Genomic DNA, 19,458 nt, shown 5'->3' with positions numbered 1-19,458 from the left:
TCAGACCTCGACCCAGCGACGCAACAGGTTGTGGTAAGTGCCGGTGAGCTGGATCAACGCCGGGTGGTCCGGGACCGCCGCGGTCAGTTGCTGGATCGCACCGTCCATCTCGAACAGCAGGGTGCGCTGGCTGTCTTCGCGCACCAGGCTTTGGGTCCAGAAAAACGAGGCGTAGCGCGCACCACGGGTCACGGCGTTGACTTTATGCAGGCTGGAGCCGGGGTACAGCACCATATCGCCGGCGGGCAGCTTGACCCGTTGCACGCCGAAGGTGTCCTGGATCTCCAGTTCGCCGCCGTCATAGTCCTCCGGGTCGCTGAAGAACAGCGTGGACGACAGATCGGTACGCACCCGCTCCTGGCTGCCCTTGGGCTGGCGCACGGCATTGTCGATATGAAAGTCGAAACTGCCCCCGGCCGTGTAGCAGTTGAGCAGCGGCGGGAAGACTTTGTGCGGTAACGCCGCCGACATAAACAACGGGGTTTGCCACAACCGCTCCAGCATCGCCGTACCGATTTCCCTGGCCAGCGGGTGGCCTTCGGGCAATTGCAGGTTGTGCTTGGCCTTGGCGGACTGGTGCCCGGCGGTGATTCTACCGTCGGCCCAGTCGGCGGTTTCCAGGGCTTGGCGAATGCGCTGCACTTCCTCACGAGAGAACAGGCCGGGAATATGCAGCAACATGAGCACTACCTGAGAGCGGAAAGACGTTAATGGTATTGATTCTTATCCTCTCTGTAAAACCCGAAGACGAACGAGATCGTAAAAACCGTAAGGAAAAAGTGTAAAGAATGTAAATTAGCTACGAATAGCAATAAGTCGCAATTGATACAAAGTCTTGTTCAGCCTATATTCCGCGGCCTCACATCCTTGGGGAAAGGACACGTCATGTCGCGCACTTGCATAAAAACACCTGCCAGTTCACCACGCCTGCTGGCTTCGGCCATCGGCGTTGCACTCGGCGCCAGCTCTGTCGCCCATCTGGCGCAAGCGGCCGACGACACCGAACAGAAAGGCCAGCGCAACAGCATCTCCCTGGGCGCCACCAGCATCACCGGGGAAGCACAGGACGCCACCTCCTATCAGGTCGAAAAAGCCTCTTCGCAAAAGTACACCGCGCCGCTGGTGGACACGCCGCGCTCGGTCACCGTGGTGCCACAGCAAGTGCTCAAGGACACCGCCGCCACCTCGTTGCAGGATGCCTTGCGCACCGTGCCCGGCATTACCTTCGGCGCCGGTGAAGGCGGCAACCCCCAGGGCGACCGCCCGTTCATCCGCGGTTTTGACGCCCAGGGCGACACCTACCTGGACGGCGTGCGCGATACCGGCGGCCAGAGCCGTGAGATCTTCGACATCGAATCGATCGAAGTCAGCAAAGGCCCGAACTCTTCGTTCGGCGGGCGTGGCTCGGCCGGCGGCAGCCTCAACCTGGTGAGCAAGACACCCCAGGCGCGCGACTTCACCAACGGCGGCTTCACCTACGGCTCCGACCAGACCCGCCGCTACGTGCTCGACGTCAACCGCCAATTCCTCGACGACAGCGCCGCGTTCCGCCTGAACCTGATGAGCCACGAACAAAACGTCGCCGGCCGCGACGCGGTGAATTACGACCGTTGGGGCGTGGCGCCGTCGCTGACCTTTGGCCTGGGCACGCCGACCCGCGTCAACGTCAGCTACTACCACATGGAAAGCGACGACCTGCCGGATTCGGGGATCCCCTACGGTTACGGCTCCGCGACCGCCACCGCCCACGTACACGACAAACCCAACGACGGCGGCGACAGCAATAACTTCTACGGCCTGAAGAGTCGCGACTTCCGCAAGACCCGCGCCGATATCAGCACGGTCTCCGTCGAACACGACCTGAACGACAACATGACGCTGAAAAACACCCTGCGCCATGGCAACACCGGCCAGGACTATATCCTCACGCAACCGGACGACAGCAAACTCAACGTCAACAAGTTCGGTACTGTGTGGCGCCGCGCCAACAGCCGCGTGTCGACCACCGAGACCACCACCAACCAGACCGATCTGTTCGGCAACTTCCACGCGCTGGGTTTCAAACACACCTACTCCACCGGCCTCGAGTTCACCGGCGAAGAAACCCGTGTCAGCAGCTACACCATCAGCCCCAACGCCAACCCGGTCTGCACCGTGGCCAAAGGCAGCCTGGGCGGCCAATGCACCTCGCTGAGCAACCCGAACCCGGACGACGCCTGGACCGGCAGCATCGCGCGCAACTACAACGGCACCAACACCAAAGCCACCAGCCGCGGCGCCTACGTGTTCGACACCATCGAACTGGACCCGAAATGGCTGCTGAACGTCGGCCTGCGCTACGACACCTTCGACACCGAGGCCAACACCAACGCCACCACCGGGCGTACCAAGATCAAAGACGACAGCCAGTTCTTCAACTGGCAGGCCGGCCTGGTCTGGAAGCCGGTGGAGAACGCCAGCATCTATGCGTCCTACGCTACCTCGGCCACGCCGGCCGGTGGTCTGGTCGGTGAAGGCTCCGACGGCAACCCACTGTCCGCCGGCGCCGCCACCAGCGACCTGCAACCGGAAGAAACCGTCAACTACGAGCTGGGCACCAAGTGGGATCTGTTCCACGACCGCCTTTCGCTGACGGCTGCCGTGTTCCGCACCGAGAAGAAGAACACGCGCATTCTGGTGGATGCCCTGACCTACGAGAACGCCGGTGAATCCCGCGTCGATGGCCTCGAACTCTCGGCCAGCGGCAAACTCACGGATCAATGGCAAGTGTTCGCCGGCTACAGCTACCTCGACAGCGAGCTGGTCAAATCCGGACGCAACGGGCGCAACGGGGTGCTCAGCGCCGGCTCCAGCGAGGGCAACCAAATGCCCAATACGCCGAAGAACACCTTCAGCCTGTGGACCACCTACGACATCACGTCGAAGCTGACCATCGGCGGCGGTGCGTTCTATGTCGACGAGGTCTACGGCGATGCCGGCAACACCGTGTATGTACCGTCCTACACGCGCTACGACGCCATGGCCAGCTACAAGCTGACCAAGAACGTCGATCTGCAACTGAACGTGCAGAACCTGACCGACAAAACCTACTACGACAAGGCCTTCTCGACCCACTTCGCCAACCAGGCGGCCGGGCGCACCGCGCTGTTGACCACCAGCTTCCACTTCTAAACGGTCAACCCGCAGCCAACAGCCCCACGCATCGATGCGTGGGGCTTTTGCGTGTTAAACAACAAAGTTTCTCGACAACCCACGGCATAATGCGCGCCGTGCTACAGATATCCAGATGAGCGAGGCGGTCCGACGTGTTGAAGAAAACCCTGTTCCAGTTGCACTGGTTCTTCGGCATCACTGCCGGGCTGGTGCTGGCCTTGATGGGGATCACCGGGGCGGCGGTGTCGTTCCAGGATGAAATACTGCGCGCGCTCAACCCCAGCGTGCTGAGCGTGGCAAAACGCGACGCCGGGGTACTGCCGCCCGCCGAACTAGTGCGCAAGCTCGAAGCCAGCGAAGGCAAGCGCGTGTCGATGCTGTGGGTGGAAACCGACAGCGGCACCGCCGCACGCGTGTTCTTCACCCCGCCGCCGGGTGAACGGCGCGGCCAGATGCGTTACTTCGACCCCTACACCGGCGACTACATGGGCGACGCCGTCGGCCAGGACGTGTTCGGGTTTCTCCTGCAACTGCACCGTTTCCTGGCCATGGGCGACACCGGCCGGCAAATCACCGGGGCCTGCACGCTGATCCTGCTGTTCTTCTGCCTGTCCGGCCTGTACCTGCGCTGGCCGCGCCAGGTGGCGAACTGGCGCGTGTGGCTGACCCTGGACTGGCGCAAAAAAGGTCGCAGCTTCAATTGGGACTTGCACTCGGTGTTCGGCACCTGGTGCCTGTTGTTCTATCTGTTGGCGGCGCTGACCGGCCTGTCGTGGTCCTACGAGTGGTACAACCAGGGCCTGAACAAGCTGCTGTCCGACGCCCCGCAGAACGAACGGATGCGCAAACGCGGCCCACCGCCCTCGGGCCCGACGCCGGAAGCCAACTACGCGGCGATCTGGAGCAGCATCTACAGCAGCGCCGGCCCCGACTTGAGTGCCTACAACATCCGCATGCCGGCAGTCGCCGGGCAGCCGGCCACGGTGTTTTACCTGCTGAAAAACTCGCCCCACGACCGCGCGCTGAACCAGATCAACCTGGACCCGGCCACCGGCGCGGTGAAATCCCACGAGCGCTACGCCAGCAAGAGCCTCAAGGCTCAATTGCTGACCAGCCTCTACGCGCTGCACACCGGCAGTTACTTCGGCCTGGTGGGGCGGATCATCCTCACCATCAGCGCGCTGTGCATGCCGTTGTTCTTCATCACCGGCTGGCTGCTGTACCTCGACCGTCGCCGTAAAAAGCGCCAGGTACGCGATGCCCGCGAGCGCCTCAGCGCCAATCACAGCCATGCGCCGGCCTGGCTGATCGGCTTCGCCAGCCAGAGCGGTTTTGCCGAACAACTGGCCTGGCAGACCGCCGGGCAACTGCAGGCCGCGGGCTTGCCAGTGAACGTGCAGCCGCTGGGCAGCGTCAGCCAGGACCAACTGCGCCAATCAGAAAATGCGCTGTTCGTGGTCAGCACCTTCGGCGACGGCGAAGCCCCCGACAGCGCCCGTGGCTTCGAGCGCAGCGTGCTCGGGCAGGACCTGTCCCTCAAAGGCTTGAACTACTCGGTACTGGCCCTCGGCGATCGCCAGTACCAGCACTTCTGCGGCTTTGCGCGGCGCCTGCACTTCTGGCTGACCAACCAGGGCGGCACCCCGTTGTTCGCCCCCGTGGAAGTCGACAGCGGCGACACCCATGCCCTGCAGCACTGGCAACAACAGCTGGGGCAACTCACCGGGCACGCACCGACAGCGGCGTGGCCGAGCGCACAGTATGAAAACTGCAGCTTGAACCAACGCACCTTGCTCAACCCTGGCAGTGTCGGTTCGGCTGTGTACCTGCTGGAGCTGAGCGCGCCGTCAGGGCAACGCTGGACGGCCGGCGACCTGGTGGAAATCCTGCCGCGCAACGGCAGCCGGGCCATCGCGCAGTTCCTCGGGGGCCTGGGCCTGGCCGGCAGCGAGAGCGTGCTGATCGACGGCCTGGCCCACACCCTCGACCAGGCCCTGGCCACCCGCCAATTGCCGGACAACCGCGCCCATCTGGTGGGCCTGCATGCCCAGGCGCTGGTGAACGCGCTGGCGCCCCTGGGCATGCGCGAATACTCCATCGCCTCGATTCCCAGCGACGGCGTGCTGGAGTTGATCGTGCGCCAGGAACGTCATCCGGACGGCACCCTCGGCCTTGGCTCGGGCTGGCTGACCGAACACGCGGCCCTCGGCTCGAGCATCAGCCTGCGCCTGCGCCGCAACAGCGCTTTCCACCTGCCGGACGCGCCTGCGCCGTTGATCCTGCTGGGCAACGGCACTGGCCTGGCCGGTTTGCGCAGCTTGCTCAAGGCACGCATTGCCGACGGCCAGCAGCGCAACTGGCTGTTGTTCGGCGAACGCACCATCGCCCACGACTACCTGTGCCAGGACGAACTGCAAGGCTGGCTGGCCAGCGGTGACCTGGCGCTGCTGGACCTGGCGTTTTCCCGCGACCAGGAGGAAAAGATCTACGTGCAGGACCGCCTGCGCGAATCGGCAGACGTGTTGCGTCGATGGCTGGCGGACGGCGCGGCGATTTACGTGTGCGGCAGTTTGCAGGGGATGGCCGCAGGAGTGGATCAGGTGCTGCATGAGGTGCTGGGCAGTGAGGCGGTGGAGCGCTTGATCGAACAGGGCCGCTATCGCCGCGATGTCTACTGAGATCCTCTAACCACTGAAGAACTTATGTGGGAGGGGGCTTGCCCCCGATGGCGGTGGATCAGTCAACTCATGGGTTACTGACACACCGCTATCGGGGGCAAGCCCCCTCCCACAGTTTTTGACTGTATTCCAAGTCAGTTTTTGACTGCACCCTCAATCAGACCGGTTGCAGCTTTTGCTCGAACACTGAAACCCCATCCAGATCACGCAGCATCACCGTCAACTCCGCCGTCTGCCCATCGATCTGCACTTCGCCGAAAAACTGGAAACCGGCAAACGGCGAGGTGTTCTGCGCAGGCGGTGCTTTCTCGAACACCACCTGCGGACCAAAGGTTTTATCCAGCGGATTGGGCCCGAAGCTCCCCGCATTCAACGGCCCCGCGACAAACTCCCAGAACGGCTCGAAGTCCTGGAACGCCGCCCGATCCGGATGATAGTGATGCGCCGCGCAGTAATGCACATCCGCCGTCAACCACACATGGTTGCGCACCTGCTGCGCGCGCAGAAACCCGAGCAGCTCGGCGATTTCCAACTCGCGCCCTTGCGCCGGGCCGGGGTCGTTGTTGGCGATCGCTTCCCAGCGCGGTACGCCCGGGCTGACTTCGCCGTCGGGCACGCCGAGGCCGATCGGCATGTCGGCGGCGATCACCTTCCATTGGGCCTGGGACGCCTTGAGTTCGCGCTTGAGCCAGTCCAGTTGCTCTCGGCCGAGGAAGGGTTTGGCGCCGCCCAGGTTGTCATCGTTGGGCCCGCGATAGCTGCGCATGTCGAGCACGAACACATCCAGCAGCGGGCCGTAACTGAGCTTGCGATAAATCCGCCCGCCGCCGTCGGCGCTTTGCCGACGCATGGGTGAATATTCCAGCCAGGCCTGACGCGCATGGCCGACCAGGGTGTTGATGTCCTTGGTCTGGTAACGCTCATCGAGCTGCTTGCTCGGCGACCAGTTGTTCACCACTTCGTGGTCGTCCCACTGCCAGATCTGCGGTACTTCGGCGTTAAAGCGCCGCACGTTTTCATCCAGCAGGTTGTAGCGGTAATTGCCGCGATACTCATCGAGGGTTTCAGCGACTTTGCTCTTGGCCTCGGTGGTGATGTTGCGCCAGATGCGCCCGCCTTCGGTGGTCAGTTGCGCCGGCACCGGGCCGTCGGCGTAGATGGTGTCGCCGCTGTGGATAAAAAAGTCCGGCAGGCGCAGACGCATGGCTTCGTAGATCCGCATGCCGCCGATGTCCGGGTTGATGCCGAAGCCTTGGCCGACGGTGTCGCCGCTCCACACAAAACGAATATCGCGACGCTGTTGCGGCACGCTGCGCAGGTGGCCGAACCAGGGCTCGCTGGCGACGCCGGTCTGGGCGTCTTCGAAATGCACGCGGTAGAAAATCGCCTGGTCGGCGGGCAGGCCGGTGAGTTCGACGCGGGCGGTAAAGTCGCTGCGGTTGTCGGCCAGCGGCGAGACGAATCGGCGTGGGTTACTGAACACACTGCGGGTGTCCCATTCCACCACCATCCGCGCCGGGCGGTCGCTGCGGCTCCAGATCATCGCGCGGTCGCCGAGCAGGTCGCCGGACTGCACGCCATCGGTGAGTTGCGGCCGGTCCTTCACCGACGCAATCACCGCCGGTGCCAGCCCCGGCAACAACAGGCCCGCGCCGACGGCTTGCATCACGCGGCGACGGCCGAGATCGAAATGGCTCATGCAGATGCCCTCTTGAGTATCAAAAGGGCAACTAGAACACGCAGGGATGAAGCCGATATGACACCGCCTTCAAAGCCTTGCAGATCCTAATGTGGGAGGGGGCTTGCCCCCGATGGCGGTGGGTCAGTCCATTCATGGGTGACTGACACATCGCCATCGGGGGCAAGCCCCCTCCCACATTTTCCACAGCGTCAGGCTTGGGCGGGTGTGACCGCCAGCTCCACCGCTTCCGGGCGTTTGATCAGCGCATACACCACCCCCGTCAACACGCTACCGGCGGCAATCGCCAGCAAGTACAGCAGCGCATGGTTCATCGCATTCGGGATCACCAGCACAAACAGGCCGCCATGGGGTGCGGCCAGTTTGCAGCCGAAGTACATCGACAGCGCGCCGGTCAACGCGCCGCCGGCGATGCTGGCCGGGATCACCCGCAGCGGGTCCTTGGCAGCAAACGGGATCGCGCCTTCGGAGATAAAGCACAGGCCCAGAATCATCGCGGCCTTGCCGGCCTCGCGTTCGGTCTGGGCAAACTTGCGCCGGGCCAGGAAGGTCGCGATGCCCATACCGATCGGCGGCACCATGCCGGCCGCCATGGTCGCCGCCATCGGCGCACCGCTGGACGCCGCCAGCAAGCCGACAGAGAACGCATACGCGGCCTTGTTGATCGGCCCGCCCAGGTCAACGCACATCATGCCGCCGAGCAGGATGCCGAGCAGCACGGCATTGGTGGTGCCCATCGTGCTGAGGAAGTCGGTCAGCCCGGTGAGCAGCCGCGCCACCGGCGGGCCTACCAGATAGATCATCGCCAGGCCTGTGAACAGGCTCGCCAGCAACGGGATGATCAGGATCGGCTTGAGCGGCTCCAGGCTTTGCGGCAGGCGCACCGCGCCGGTGATCAGCTTGACGCAGTAACCGGCGAGGAAACCGGCAATAATCCCGCCGATAAAGCCCGCGCCCAACGTCCCGGCCAGCAAGCCGCCGATCATGCCGGGGGCCAGGCCGGGGCGGTCGGCAATCGAATAGGCGATATAGCCCGCGAGCAGCGGCACCATGAGCATGAAGGCCTGGTCGCCGACGGTTTTCAGCGCCGCCGCCAGGGTGCCTTTTTCTTCAAAGGCATGGATGCCGAACACGAACGACAAGGCGATCAACAGACCGCCCGCCACCACCATCGGCAACATGAACGACACGCCGGTCAGCAGGTGTTTGTAGACCCCGGTTTTTTCCGACTTGGCCACCGCCCCGCTCGCCGCGCTTTCCACGGTGCCTTCGGCCAGGGCCTTGTTGAGGGTCGCTTCGGCTTGCTTGAGGGCGATGCCGGTGCCGCAGCGGTAGATCTTCTTGCCGGCGAAGCGCTCGGTGGCGACTTCGATATCCGCCGCCAGCAGCACCACATCCGCCTCGGCAATCGCTTGCGGGCTCAACGGCGTGCGCGCGCCGACCGAACCTTGGGTTTCTACCTGCAAGTCATAGCCCAGGCGCTTGGCGGTCTGCTGCAACGCTTCGGCGGCCATGAAGGTGTGGGCCACGCCGGTCGGGCAGGCGGTGATCGCGACAATACGCGGGGCTTGCTTGGCCGCCACCGGGGCTTCGCTGGCGACATACACCTGAGCCTCTTCGGCGCCGCGCCGCAATACCGCCTCGACGTCCTGCAAGGCCTGCGCCGGGGTGCTCTGATACACACGCTTGCCGACAAACCGCTGCATATCCAGCGGCGTGCTGCTGACCAGCAACACCCACTCGGCGGCATCGAGCGTGGCCTGGGACAACTGGCGTTCCGGGCGCTGCACGTCTACCACTTCGACGCTGGTGCTCCAGCCCTGGCGCTGCGCGGCGGCGTCGAGCAAACGGGCGCACAGCACACTGGTGACCATGCCGTTCGGGCAGGCGGTAACAATGGCTAAATTCATCACAAACCCTCTTATTGTTCTGTCAGCGGGCGCACATGGACGCCGCTTTCGAGACGCGCCAATTGCGCATCATCGCTGATGCCAAACCCGATCTGCGTGACGGCCATCGCGGCAATCGCCGTGGCGCGGCGCAAGGTGGTCTCGGGCAGATCGAAACCGAGCAAACCGTGGAGCATCCCGGCCAGCAGCGAATCGCCCGCGCCGACCGTACTCGCGACGCTGACCTTCGGCGGCGTGGCATGCAGCGCCGTGCCGGGGCTGAACCAGTTGACGCCGTCGGCACCGTGGGAAATCACCACATGCTCGATGCCGCTGGCATGCAAACGCGCGGCGGCCTGGGCCTGTTGGTCGACGGAGTCGGTCGGGCAGTCCAGCGCTTCGGCAAGTTCTTCGGTATTGGGCTTGATCAACCACGGGCCGGCCTGCAACCCGGCGCGCAGGGCAGCGCCGCTGGTGTCCAGGGCAACTTTCAAGCCGAGGTCTTTCAGCAGCGCCAATAAGCCCTGGAACCACTGCGGGCTGACACCGCACGGCAAGCTACCGGCGACCACCACCGCATCGTGCCCCGGGGCGATCAGCGTGAGTTGGTTGAGCAACGCCTGCTGCGCCTGCTCGCTGACCAGCGGCCCCGGCGCATTGATGTCGGTGACGCGGCCATCCTGTTCGGCGATCTTGATATTGCTGCGGGTCTCGCCGGGCACGCGGATGAACGCATCGGCAAACCCACGGCGCGCGATCAGCGCGTCAAAGGCCTGGGGGTTGTCCGCGCCGAGAAAACCACCGACGGTGACCTGATGACCGAGGTCAGCCAGCACCTGGGCGACGTTCACGCCCTTGCCGGCCGCGTGGGTCAGCATCGTCTCGCTGCGATTGACTTCACCGGGTTCCAGGCGCGCCAGGCGTACCGTGAGGTCCAACGCCGGGTTCAGCGTCAGGGTCAAAATCCTTGCCATCTACACGGCCTCCACAAGGGCTCGCACTTCAGCGGGCGAACCCACCGCGAGTGCTTGTTGCGCCAGGCCCTGGGCCTCGCTCAGACTGAATTCTCGCACCCGCGCCTTCACCTCGGGAATGCTGCGGGCCGACACGCTCAACTCATCCACGCCGAGACCGATCAGCACCGGCACCGCCAGCGGGTCGGCGGCCAGTTCACCGCACACACCGACCCATTTGCCATGGGCATGGGCGGCGCGCACGGTGATGTCGATCAGTTGCAACACGGCGGGGTGCAGGCCATCGGCCTGGGCCGACAGCGTCGGGTGGCCACGGTCGATGGCCAGGGTGTACTGGGTCAGGTCGTTGGTGCCGACGCTGAAGAAGTCGACTTCCTTGGCCAGCACCGGCGCGAGCAACGCGGCGGACGGCACTTCGATCATGATCCCCAGTTGCAGGTCGGCCACCGGGATTTCCAGGCGCAGGCGCTCGGTCATGTCCCGCGCAGCGCGCCACTCATCGACGCTGCCGACCATGGGGAACATGATGCGCAGCGGCCGGTTATCCGCCGAGCGCAGCAGTGCGCGCAATTGCGCTTCCATGATCTGCGGGCGTTGCAGCGTAAGGCGAATGCCGCGCACGCCGAGGAAGGGGTTTTCTTCCTCGGCGATCGGCCAATACGGCAGCGGTTTGTCGCCGCCCACATCCAGGGTGCGGACCACCAACGGGCGACCGCCGAGGCCATCGAGCACGCGGCGGTATTCAGCTTCCTGGGTGGCTTCGTCCGGCGCTTGGGGGTGGGCCATGAAAATCAGTTCGGTGCGCAGCAGGCCAATGCCTTCGGCGCCCTGCTCCACCGCGCTCGCCACGCCGGCGCTTTCGCCGATGTTGGCGAACACTTCCACGGCGTGCCCATCCCGGGTCAGGGCCGGCTGATGGCGCTGCGCCGAGGCGGCTTGCAGGCGTTGTTCACGGGTGTCGCGTTCGACGCTGGCGCGTTGCAGGGTCGCGGCGTCGGCGTCGACATGCAGGCGGCCGCGCTGACCGTCGAGCAGCAACGGCGTACCGGCGGCCAGCAGCAACACGGCCGGGCCGGCGCCCACCAAGGCGGGGATGCCCAGGGCGCGGGCGACGATGGCGCTGTGGGCGGTGGCGCCGCCACGGGCGGTGAGAATGCCGGCGACGCGGGCCGGGTCGAGGCGCGCCACATCCGACGGGCCGACTTCGTCCATCACCAGGATGTAGGGTTCGTTCGGTTCCTGGACGGTTTCGACACCGCACAACTGCGCCAGCACACGGCGACCGATGTCGCGCAGGTCGGCGGCGCGCTCGGCGAGCAAGGCGTCCTGCAACGATTCCTGCTGCTTGGCGGCGGCTTCGATCACGCTCATCCAGGCGGCTTCGGCGCTTTCACCCTGCTTGAGGCGGGTGTCGACGTCGTCGGTCAGTTCCGGGTCGTCGAGCATTTCCTGGTGGGTGATGAAAATCTCGCGGATCGCCTTGGCCTGGCTGCGTTCGATCAGGCCCTGGATATCGCCGCGCACATCGGCCAGTGAGGCGTGCAGGCGCTGGCGCTCGATGGCCGAGGACTCGCCACGCAACGGATAGTCGAACGGTTGCAGCACCTGGATATGCGCCGGGCCGATGGCGATGCCCGGTGCGGCGGCGATGGCCTGGATCTGGCTGCCGGCCAGGGGCGCGCTGAGCGTCGGTTCGAGCACCACGGCGGCGGCTTGTGCACTCGCGACAGGCAGCGGCTCGACCTCTTCGCCAAGCCCCTCTTGTACCGCGGCCAGCAAGGCGGGCAGCGCATCGTCGGCAATCGTCGGCTCTGCGACAAACTCCAGCACCTGGCCACGCCGGGCGCCGAGGCTGAGCAGCTTGCTCAGGCTTTTCACCGACACGGCGCCCACCGCGCCATCGACGATGCGTACACGAATATCGCCGTCAAAACTTTTTGCCAGTTGCGCGAGGATCTTCGCCGGCCGCGCGTGCAGGCCATGGGCATTGGCCAGGGCGATGCGTGCGCTGGGCCAGTCGGGTGGTAGCTCACCGCCCAATACTTCAAGCACCGCACGGCTGCTGGTGGCGCGGCCCAGTTCCTGGCCACGCCCTTCAATCAACAGCGCACACAGGCGTTCGAGCAAGGTCTGGTGCGCCTCGCCGAGGCTGGCCAGGCAGAACAGACCATTGAGGGGCTGGCCGAGGTAACGCATGGGTTTGTCCGGGGTGACAAACGCCAGCCCCGGGCGCTTGACGGTCTGCTCGCTGTGCAACCACCACAGGCCATCGCCCAGGGGCAGCGCATCGACCTGCTGCAACACGGCGGCAAAGCCATTGCTCACACAATCGGCCTGGCGCAGCAGGCGGGCGCCACGCCACACCAGCTCTTCAAAATCATCGGCGGACACACTGAGCCCGATCATTTGCGCGTCCAATGCCAGTTCCTGCGGCGCGCCCTGCAACAGTTTCAGCAGGGCCTCGGCGGAAGCGGCGCGGCGCAGTGCCTGGCCCAGGTCGGTTTCCCCGAGGGCGCGGGTCAGCAATTGCAGCAGGCGCAGGTGTTCGTCGGATTTGGCGGCAATGCCAATGGCCAGGTAGACGATCTGGCCATCGCCCCAGTCCACCCCTTCGGGGAACTGCAGCAGGCGCACGCCGGTGGAAAATACCTGATCGCGGGTTTCGGGGGTGCCGTGAGGGATCGCGATACCTTGACCGAGAAAGGTCGAACCTTGGGCTTCACGGGCTTGCAAGCCGCTGAGATAACCCTCGGCGACCAGGCCGTCGGCCACCAGTTTGTCAGCGAGCAGGTGCAAGGCAGCAGATTTGTCCACAGCCGTCTGGCCCATGGAAATCTGCTCTATGGTGAGCTCAAGCATGCCGTTCTCCTAGTTAGTGCGTCGGGCGCACTAGGTATTGTTTTGAATAAATCAGTCTAAAGTCGTTCATGAACAAACTGACTGAGCAGTCGGTTGGCAGTAGCCACTCAGTAGCGAACATCGCAAAAATACGCCTGCTGAAACGTTTAATCTAGAATTCGTGGCAGATTACGCGTTAATTGCGCATCCTTGAAGACCCACTCGGCACTTGAGCTGAGACATTGGTCGTCTGCAGTAATCGGTTACGATTGGACAAAATGTCGGGGCAAGCTCCAGAAAACAAGGAAATCCCGGTTTGAAACTCAGTGATATCGCCCGTCTCGCCGGTGTGTCCGTGACCACCGCCAGCTATGTCATCAATGGCAAAGCCGAACAACAACGCATCAGCAGCGCAACCGTCGAGCGCGTGCGTGCGGTGGTCCAAGCCCATGGTTTCACGCCCAACCCCCAGGCTGCGGGACTGCGCAGCCGGCATACGCGCACCTTGGGTTTCATCCTGCCAGACCTGGAAAACCCCAGTTACGCACGAATTGCCAAGTTGTTGGAACAGGGCGCGCGCGCGCGAGGCTATCAATTGCTGATCGCCAGCTCCGACGATGACGCCGACAGCGAGCGCCAGTTGCTGCAACTGTTCCGCGCCCGACGCTGCGACGCGCTGTTCGTTGCCAGCTGCCTGCCGGCCAGCGACGACAGTTATCGCGAGCTGCAAGCCAAGGGTTTGCCGGTCATCGCCATCGACCGCGAGATGGACCCCGCGCAGTTCTGCTCGGTGGTCAGCGACGACCGCCGGGCCTGCCAGCAACTGACCAGCAGCCTGTTGCAACCGCTGCCCAAGCAGATCGCGCTGATCGGCGCGCGGCCCGAGCTGAGTATCAGCCAGGCGCGCGCCGCCGGTTTCCGTGAAGCGCTGCTGGGGTTCGGCGGTGAAGTGATCGTCGAACACGGCGAGGCGTTCAGCCGCGACTGCGGCCGGCAACTGATGGAGCAATTACTGCAGCGCCTGGGGCATTTGCCTGACGCGCTGGTGACCACGTCCTACGTGCTGCTGCAAGGCGTGTTCGACGCACTGCATGACTTCCCGCTCAAGACGCGGCCGCTGCGCCTGGGCACCTTCGGTGATACCCAACTGCTGGATTTCCTGCCGCTGCCGGTGAATGCCATGGCCCAGCAACATCAACTGATCGCCGACACCGCGCTGCGCCTGGCCCTGGCTGCGATTGAAGAACAACAGTATCAACCCGGCGTAAACGCCATCGGCCGCACCTTCAAGCAGCGCATTCACGAGGTTTGAGCGTGGAGCTGATCGACACCCACACCCACCTGGACTTCCCGGACTTCGACAGCGATCGCCGGCAAGTCCTCGCGCACAGCCGCCAACTCGGCGTACAGCGCATGGTGGTGTTGGGGGTGTATCAGCAAAATTGGCAACGACTGTGGGATCTGGTGCAAAACGATGAAGGTTTGTTCGCAGCCTTCGGCCTGCACCCGGTGTACCTCGACGAGCATCGCCCCGCCGACCTGACGGCCCTGGGCGACTGGCTGACCCGCCTGCGGGGCCATCGGCAATTGTGCGCGGTGGGCGAGATCGGCCTGGATTACTTCCTCGAACACCTCGACCGTGAACGCCAGCAACACCTGTTCGAAGCCCAACTCAAGATGGCCGTGGATTTCCAACTGCCGGCCCTGCTGCATGTGCGCCGCAGCCATGCCGCCGTGATCGCCACCCTCAAGCGCATCCGCCTGCCACGGGGCGGCATCATCCACGCCTTCGCCGGCAGCCGCGAAGAGGCGCGCGAGTACATCAAGCTGGGGTTCAAACTGGGCCTGGGCGGCGCGGCCACCTGGCCACAGGCGCTGCGCATGCACAAAGTACTCGCGCAACTGCCCCTGGAAGCCGTGGTACTGGAAACCGATGCACCGGACATGGCCCCCGCCATGCACCCCGGCCAGCGCAACAGCCCGGAACACCTGCCCGAGATCTGCGCCGCGTTGGCCGAGCGCATGGGCCTGAGCCCGTTATCGCTGGCGCAGGCGAGCACACGCAACGCGTGCGAGCTGTTCAATTGGTAGCGGGCTGACGGCCTGCAGGTCCAGGGTCATGCGTTGCCGATGGCGGGCAAAACGCAGCACCAGGCAGTGGATCAGCACCGTCACCAGTGAAAGGTTGAGCTGCTCGATCACACTGAGTAACCCCACCCACTCCGCCACCAGTGCCACCAGCAAGGTCACGCAGGTCAGGATGATCATGCTCGGGCGAACCAGCGCCCACTGGTCCAGCGCACGAAATTGACGCTGCTGTTTGCGACACCGCAACTGCAGGCCCGACTGGCAATACACGCACTCGAACGGCTCGTCGATGGCAATCGCGTTCAACTGCCAAGGCTTGAGTTCAAACGTCATGTCGCATCGGGCGCAGCGCCCTCTGATACCGAATGCAGCGATCATCGCCGTGCCTCCTTGGGACTGTGACCAGGTGAAACAAATTTTCACCTATTCACGCCGCCAGAAAAGATACGTCGCAAAATTAAGACAAACACCACAACCACAAAGGACAAATCCTACTAACAGACCCTACACCCGAAATGCGCCGATCAGTTGCTTCAGTTCGATCACCTGCTGCGACAACTGCCGGCTGGCCGCTTCGGTCTGGTACGCACCGTCGGCCGCATGCTCTCCGGCGCGGTTGATTTCGACGATGTTGCGGTCAATGTCGTGGGCGACCGCGGTTTGCTGCTCGACGGCGGCGGCAATCTGCTGGTTCTGATCCACGATCATGCCGACGGCGCCGAGAATATTTTCCAGGGCCTGCTGGACCTTTTCCGACTGGCCCACGGTGCCTTCAGCCATGGCATGGCTGGTGCCCATGGCCTTGACCGCCGCGCCGACACCGCTGTGCAAGCGGCTGATCATCTGCTCGATCTCTTCAGTGGAGTGCTGGGTGCGCCGGGCCAGGGTCCGCACTTCATCAGCCACCACCGCAAAGCCGCGGCCCTGCTCCCCGGCGCGGGCCGCTTCGATCGCGGCGTTGAGCGCCAGCAGGTTGGTTTGCTCGGCGATGCTCTTGATCACTTCCAGCACGCTGCTGATGGATTGGCTGTCGGTGGCCAATTGATTGATCACGCGTACCGACTCATCGATCTCCGATGCCAACCGCGCAATGCTGCCTTGCTGGGACTGCACCAGGCCACGGCCGCTGACGGTTTCATCGTTGACGCTATGGGCGCTGCTCACCGCCGCCGCCGCGCTGCGTGCCACTTCCTGGGCGGTGGAGGACATCTGGTTCATGGCCGTCGCCACCTGTTCGATCTGGCTGCGCTGCCCGGAAACCGCCTGGTTACTGCGGGCCGAGACCGCCTCGACCTGGCCGGCCTGCAACTCAACCTGGCTGACGGTGTGCCCGACGCGCTCGATCAGGTCGTGGATCTTGGCCACGGTGCCATTGAACACTTGGCCCAGTTCGCCCAACTCGTCGCGGCTGCGGGCGACAAACGTGACGGTCATATCGCCCGCCGCCACCTTGTCCATCATCGCCCCCAAGCGCCGCAACGTGGTACGCGTCGAGGCATAGAAACCGGCGTACAGATAAAAGATCAGCAAAAACACTGCCGCCAGGGCCGACACCAGTACGACCATGTGCGTGCGGTTTTGCGTCAGCCGTTGCTCCAACTGCTGTCCGAGGAAACCCAGGGTGGCCTCATTGAGTTGGTAGGTCTGGGCCATCAGTTGACTCACGTCGTCGTAGAAGCCCTGCCACGGTGCGTCGAGGGTTTCGGCCATCACCACCTGCTCTTCAAACAGTTCACTGCCTTGCTTGAGGCTCGCGTTGCTGGCCTTGGCCAGGCTGTCGAGCGCTGTGTGGGCGGCTTTGCTGGAGCCCAGGGCGTCCTGCAGCTTCAAGCCGTATTCGGCCTGGAGTTTTTCCAACTGCTGCAACAGCTCGTCGAAGCGCGTGCTGGAGGAGGAGTTGAGAAAACCCTGGCCGAGGGAGTACGCGCCCATTGCCCGCCCTTCGCCCAACGTCTGGGTGACTTGCGGCGTGACGCCGGTGATCAGTTCGCTGAGCTGGCGCAGATCACTCTGGGGGTCGCGGCTCAAGCCGGATTGGCTGGCGATGATCTGGCTGAGCATCTGCGCCTTGTTCAGCAGTTTGCCGATCAGCGCACTTTTGCTCTGTAGCGATGACTCCTGTTGCTGTGCCTTGAAGGCGCCGACCAGTTCGTCGCGCTTGGCGTCGAAGACGGCGACTTGCTCGGGGTCGGTGGCCATCGCGCTCAGGCCTTGCAGGCGCGCCAGCACACTCTGTTCCAGGGTGTTGATCGTGCCCTCCAGATCGCCCGCCTTGCCGGATTGGCCGAGGGTCGCGTTGATCTGCACCTGGTTGTTCAGGGTTTCCAGGTCACGGCGCAAGGCCAGGCTGCTGCCGAGCAAATCCAGGCTTTGCAGTTCGATGCGGGTGCCCTGGAATTCACGCCAGGAATCGCGCACCAGAAAATAGTTGGTCGCCAGCATCGGCAACAGGAACAACACGCTGATCAAACTGAACTTCATGCCGAAGCTCAGGCGGTTCATCAGCGCGACGGCGGGATAGAGCAAGCTCTTCACAGGTGAACTCCCTTCCTATTATTTTTATTTGAGGCGCAGGGCGGCGGCAGATAGCCACTATTTGGCGCTCTGCTTGTATAGCTCAAATCGCAAGGGAGTTTTGTAACGTAAAGTTAACGCGCTGTGGGAGCAGGCTTGCTCCCACAGGGATTGAGCGTGACCGCTAGGGCAACACGGTCCAGATGGCGAAACCGGCATACCACAGCACCGCCGCGCGCAGCAGCAGTTCCCACAGGCGATCCAGGCTGTTGATGCCGTCGGCCCCCACCACCGGCGGCGGGATTTCGGCGGCCACCAGGCCGACTTTGTTCACCAGTTGCGCGGCACTGATGTCCCAGCTCAACAGCTCGTGGAGCATCACTCGGCTGACCGCGACAAAGTTGCCCACCAAGGCAAAGCTCGCCGCCAGCAAGCGCACCGGCAACCAGTCAAAGGCATGCCGCAGTTGCGCGGCACGCTCGGCCACCAGAGGGTTCTGACTGTGTTCGCTGGCCAGCGCCAGCAGGCGATAGGCCAGGGCTGCGACCGGGCCCAACAGGAAATACCAGAAGATCACCGCAAAGAAGCTCTGATAGGCCTGCCACAGGAGATACCCCTGGACACGTTCCAGCAACTGCTCGCCACTGTCGGCAGCGACCTTCAGGTCACGCTCGGCCACATGCTCGGCGGCCTGCAGGTCGCCGCGCCGCCAGGCATCGCGGAACGGGCCAAGCCCGGCCAGCAGATCACCGCGCCCCAGGCTGTAGATCAGCACCAGCAAATGCACCGGCAGCGCCAACAGGCCGTAGGCCACCGGTTCCAGCACCAGCAGCAACAACGCCAGCACGGCCACCGGCAGCAACACCAGCAGCGCCAGAATCAACCAGGGCTGTTCGCCCAGGCGCGGGCTCGATTCCAATCTGGCCAATTCGCGCAGCCATCTGCCGTCGCGCTGCAACTTTTGGCGCAAGGCCGAGAATTTCTCGATCCAGACCGCCAGCACCAACACCAGGAAACTCATTGTGCGTGTCCTCCATCCTGCAGGGCGCTGCGAAAGCGCATCCAATCAAAAGCGGGCCCGGGATCGGTCTTGCGCCCCGGGGCGATATCGCTGTGACCACAAATGCGCTGACGGGTGATGCCCGGGTAAGTCGCCAGCAACTGACGTGTCAGGTCGATCAGTGACGCATATTGGGCATCGGTAAACGGCAGGTCATCCGTACCTTCCAACTCGATCCCCAGGGAAAAGTCATTGCACGTTTCGCGCCCCTCGAAGCTGGAAACCCCGGCATGCCAGGCGCGGTCGAGGCAGGACACAAACTGCGTCACCCCTCCGTCGCGTTCAATCAGAAAATGCGCTGACACGCGTAGGTCGGCAATCCCTGCAAAGTAAGGATGTTCCGTGACATCCAAGCGATTCTGGAAAAATTCCTGCACCTTGCCGGTGGCGAACTGCGCCGGCGGCAGGCTGATGTTATGCACCACCAACAGCGAGACTTCACCTGCGGGGCGCTCGTTGAAGTTGGGCGAAGGGCAATGACGAATGCCCTGGCACCAACCGCTGGCGGGGTCCAACTGCATACAGGTTCCTTGAACGTGACTAAGTCTGACCAGTATGCCGCGTT

Annotated in this window: 13 protein-coding genes; 4 read left to right on the top strand and 9 right to left on the bottom strand. The window is 63.8% G+C overall.

Going from position 1 to position 19,458, the window contains the following annotated elements; genetic code table 11:
- On the bottom strand, nt 1-681 hold the full coding sequence (locus LQ249_RS05155) for a Fe2+-dependent dioxygenase (protein ID WP_232566238.1): 681 nt from the start codon (nt 679-681) through the stop codon (nt 1-3).
- A 204-nt stretch (nt 682-885) separates the two neighbouring features.
- Here LQ249_RS05155 and LQ249_RS05150 point away from each other — a divergent pair, with 204 nt between their 5' ends.
- Both LQ249_RS05150 and LQ249_RS05145 read left to right on the top strand, forming a co-directional pair.
- The gene (locus LQ249_RS05150; protein ID WP_057005149.1) at nt 886-3,171 is read left to right on the top strand and encodes a TonB-dependent receptor; all 2,286 of its coding nucleotides are present in this window, start codon (nt 886-888) and stop codon (nt 3,169-3,171) included.
- 134 nt (nt 3,172-3,305) lie between these two features.
- Nucleotides 3,306-5,831 (top strand): PepSY domain-containing protein, encoded by a 2,526-nt coding sequence (locus LQ249_RS05145; protein ID WP_232566237.1) that lies wholly within the window; start codon nt 3,306-3,308, stop codon nt 5,829-5,831.
- Nucleotides 5,832-5,988: 157 nt separating this feature from the next.
- On the opposite strand, the gene LQ249_RS05140 is transcribed toward LQ249_RS05145, so the two are convergent.
- From LQ249_RS05140 to ptsP, 4 genes are all read right to left on the bottom strand, one after another.
- Nucleotides 5,989-7,530: an alkaline phosphatase D family protein gene (locus LQ249_RS05140; RefSeq protein ID WP_046384719.1), complete on the bottom strand. Its 1,542-nt coding sequence runs from the start codon at nt 7,528-7,530 to the stop codon at nt 5,989-5,991.
- 191 nt (nt 7,531-7,721) lie between these two features.
- Nucleotides 7,722-9,440 (bottom strand): PTS fructose-like transporter subunit IIB, encoded by a 1,719-nt coding sequence (locus LQ249_RS05135; protein ID WP_232566236.1) that lies wholly within the window; start codon nt 9,438-9,440, stop codon nt 7,722-7,724.
- A gap of 11 nt (nt 9,441-9,451) precedes the next feature.
- On the bottom strand, nt 9,452-10,393 hold the full coding sequence (gene pfkB / locus LQ249_RS05130; RefSeq protein ID WP_046488116.1) for a 1-phosphofructokinase: 942 nt from the start codon (nt 10,391-10,393) through the stop codon (nt 9,452-9,454).
- Nucleotides 10,394-13,252: a phosphoenolpyruvate--protein phosphotransferase gene (ptsP, locus tag LQ249_RS05125; RefSeq protein ID WP_108525346.1), complete on the bottom strand. Its 2,859-nt coding sequence runs from the start codon at nt 13,250-13,252 to the stop codon at nt 10,394-10,396.
- 295 nt (nt 13,253-13,547) lie between these two features.
- Here ptsP and cra point away from each other — a divergent pair, with 295 nt between their 5' ends.
- On the top strand, nt 13,548-14,543 hold the full coding sequence (cra, locus tag LQ249_RS05120; protein ID WP_232566235.1) for a catabolite repressor/activator: 996 nt from the start codon (nt 13,548-13,550) through the stop codon (nt 14,541-14,543).
- Between the two features lie 2 nt (nt 14,544-14,545).
- Nucleotides 14,546-15,322 carry a TatD family hydrolase gene (locus LQ249_RS05115; protein ID WP_169863699.1) on the top strand — a complete coding sequence of 259 codons (777 nt, stop codon included), beginning with the start codon at nt 14,546-14,548 and terminating at the stop codon, nt 15,320-15,322.
- Here LQ249_RS05115 and LQ249_RS05110 read toward each other — a convergent pair.
- The 4 genes from LQ249_RS05110 to ampD all read right to left on the bottom strand — a co-directional run bounded on the left by LQ249_RS05110 (nt 15,269) and on the right by ampD (nt 19,414).
- Nucleotides 15,269-15,697 carry a hypothetical protein gene (locus LQ249_RS05110; protein WP_017845460.1) on the bottom strand — a complete coding sequence of 143 codons (429 nt, stop codon included), beginning with the start codon at nt 15,695-15,697 and terminating at the stop codon, nt 15,269-15,271. The two genes, LQ249_RS05115 and LQ249_RS05110, sit on opposite strands and share 54 nt — an antisense overlap.
- Nucleotides 15,698-15,823: 126 nt before the next feature.
- Nucleotides 15,824-17,854: a methyl-accepting chemotaxis protein gene (locus tag LQ249_RS05105; protein ID WP_232566234.1), complete on the bottom strand. Its 2,031-nt coding sequence runs from the start codon at nt 17,852-17,854 to the stop codon at nt 15,824-15,826.
- Nucleotides 17,855-18,017: 163 nt separating this feature from the next.
- Nucleotides 18,018-18,854, bottom strand: a complete 837-nt coding sequence (gene ampE, locus LQ249_RS05100; RefSeq protein WP_046384724.1) for a regulatory signaling modulator protein AmpE — start codon at nt 18,852-18,854, stop codon at nt 18,018-18,020.
- Entirely contained in the window at nt 18,851-19,414 is a 564-nt protein-coding gene (ampD, locus tag LQ249_RS05095) for a 1,6-anhydro-N-acetylmuramyl-L-alanine amidase AmpD (protein WP_232566233.1), read from the bottom strand. Before ampD ends, ampE begins: the two co-directional genes overlap by 4 nt.
- Nucleotides 19,415-19,458 lie beyond the last annotated feature (44 nt).

Origin of the sequence: Pseudomonas sp. 7-41 (genome assembly GCF_021233075.1) — a bacterium.
Taxonomy (GTDB): domain Bacteria; phylum Pseudomonadota; class Gammaproteobacteria; order Pseudomonadales; family Pseudomonadaceae; genus Aquipseudomonas; species Aquipseudomonas veronii.
The sequence above is the reverse complement of the archived record's forward strand: the minus strand, read 5'-3'. Positions and strand labels throughout refer to the sequence as shown.

What these genes read in the sequence shown, in the direction of transcription:
- LQ249_RS05155 (WP_232566238.1), bottom strand. Translation starts at nt 681, where the DNA reads ATGTTGCTGCATATTCCCGGCCTGTTCTCTCGTGAGGAAGTGCAGCGC.
- LQ249_RS05150 (WP_057005149.1), top strand. Translation starts at nt 886, where the DNA reads ATGTCGCGCACTTGCATAAAAACACCTGCCAGTTCACCACGCCTGCTG.
- LQ249_RS05140 (WP_046384719.1), bottom strand. Translation starts at nt 7,530, where the DNA reads ATGAGCCATTTCGATCTCGGCCGTCGCCGCGTGATGCAAGCCGTCGGC.
- LQ249_RS05135 (WP_232566236.1), bottom strand. Translation starts at nt 9,440, where the DNA reads ATGAATTTAGCCATTGTTACCGCCTGCCCGAACGGCATGGTCACCAGT.
- pfkB (WP_046488116.1), bottom strand. Translation starts at nt 10,393, where the DNA reads ATGGCAAGGATTTTGACCCTGACGCTGAACCCGGCGTTGGACCTCACG.
- ptsP (WP_108525346.1), bottom strand. Translation starts at nt 13,252, where the DNA reads ATGCTTGAGCTCACCATAGAGCAGATTTCCATGGGCCAGACGGCTGTG.
- LQ249_RS05110 (WP_017845460.1), bottom strand. Translation starts at nt 15,697, where the DNA reads ATGATCGCTGCATTCGGTATCAGAGGGCGCTGCGCCCGATGCGACATG.
- ampE (WP_046384724.1), bottom strand. Translation starts at nt 18,854, where the DNA reads ATGAGTTTCCTGGTGTTGGTGCTGGCGGTCTGGATCGAGAAATTCTCG.
- ampD (WP_232566233.1), bottom strand. Translation starts at nt 19,414, where the DNA reads ATGCAGTTGGACCCCGCCAGCGGTTGGTGCCAGGGCATTCGTCATTGC.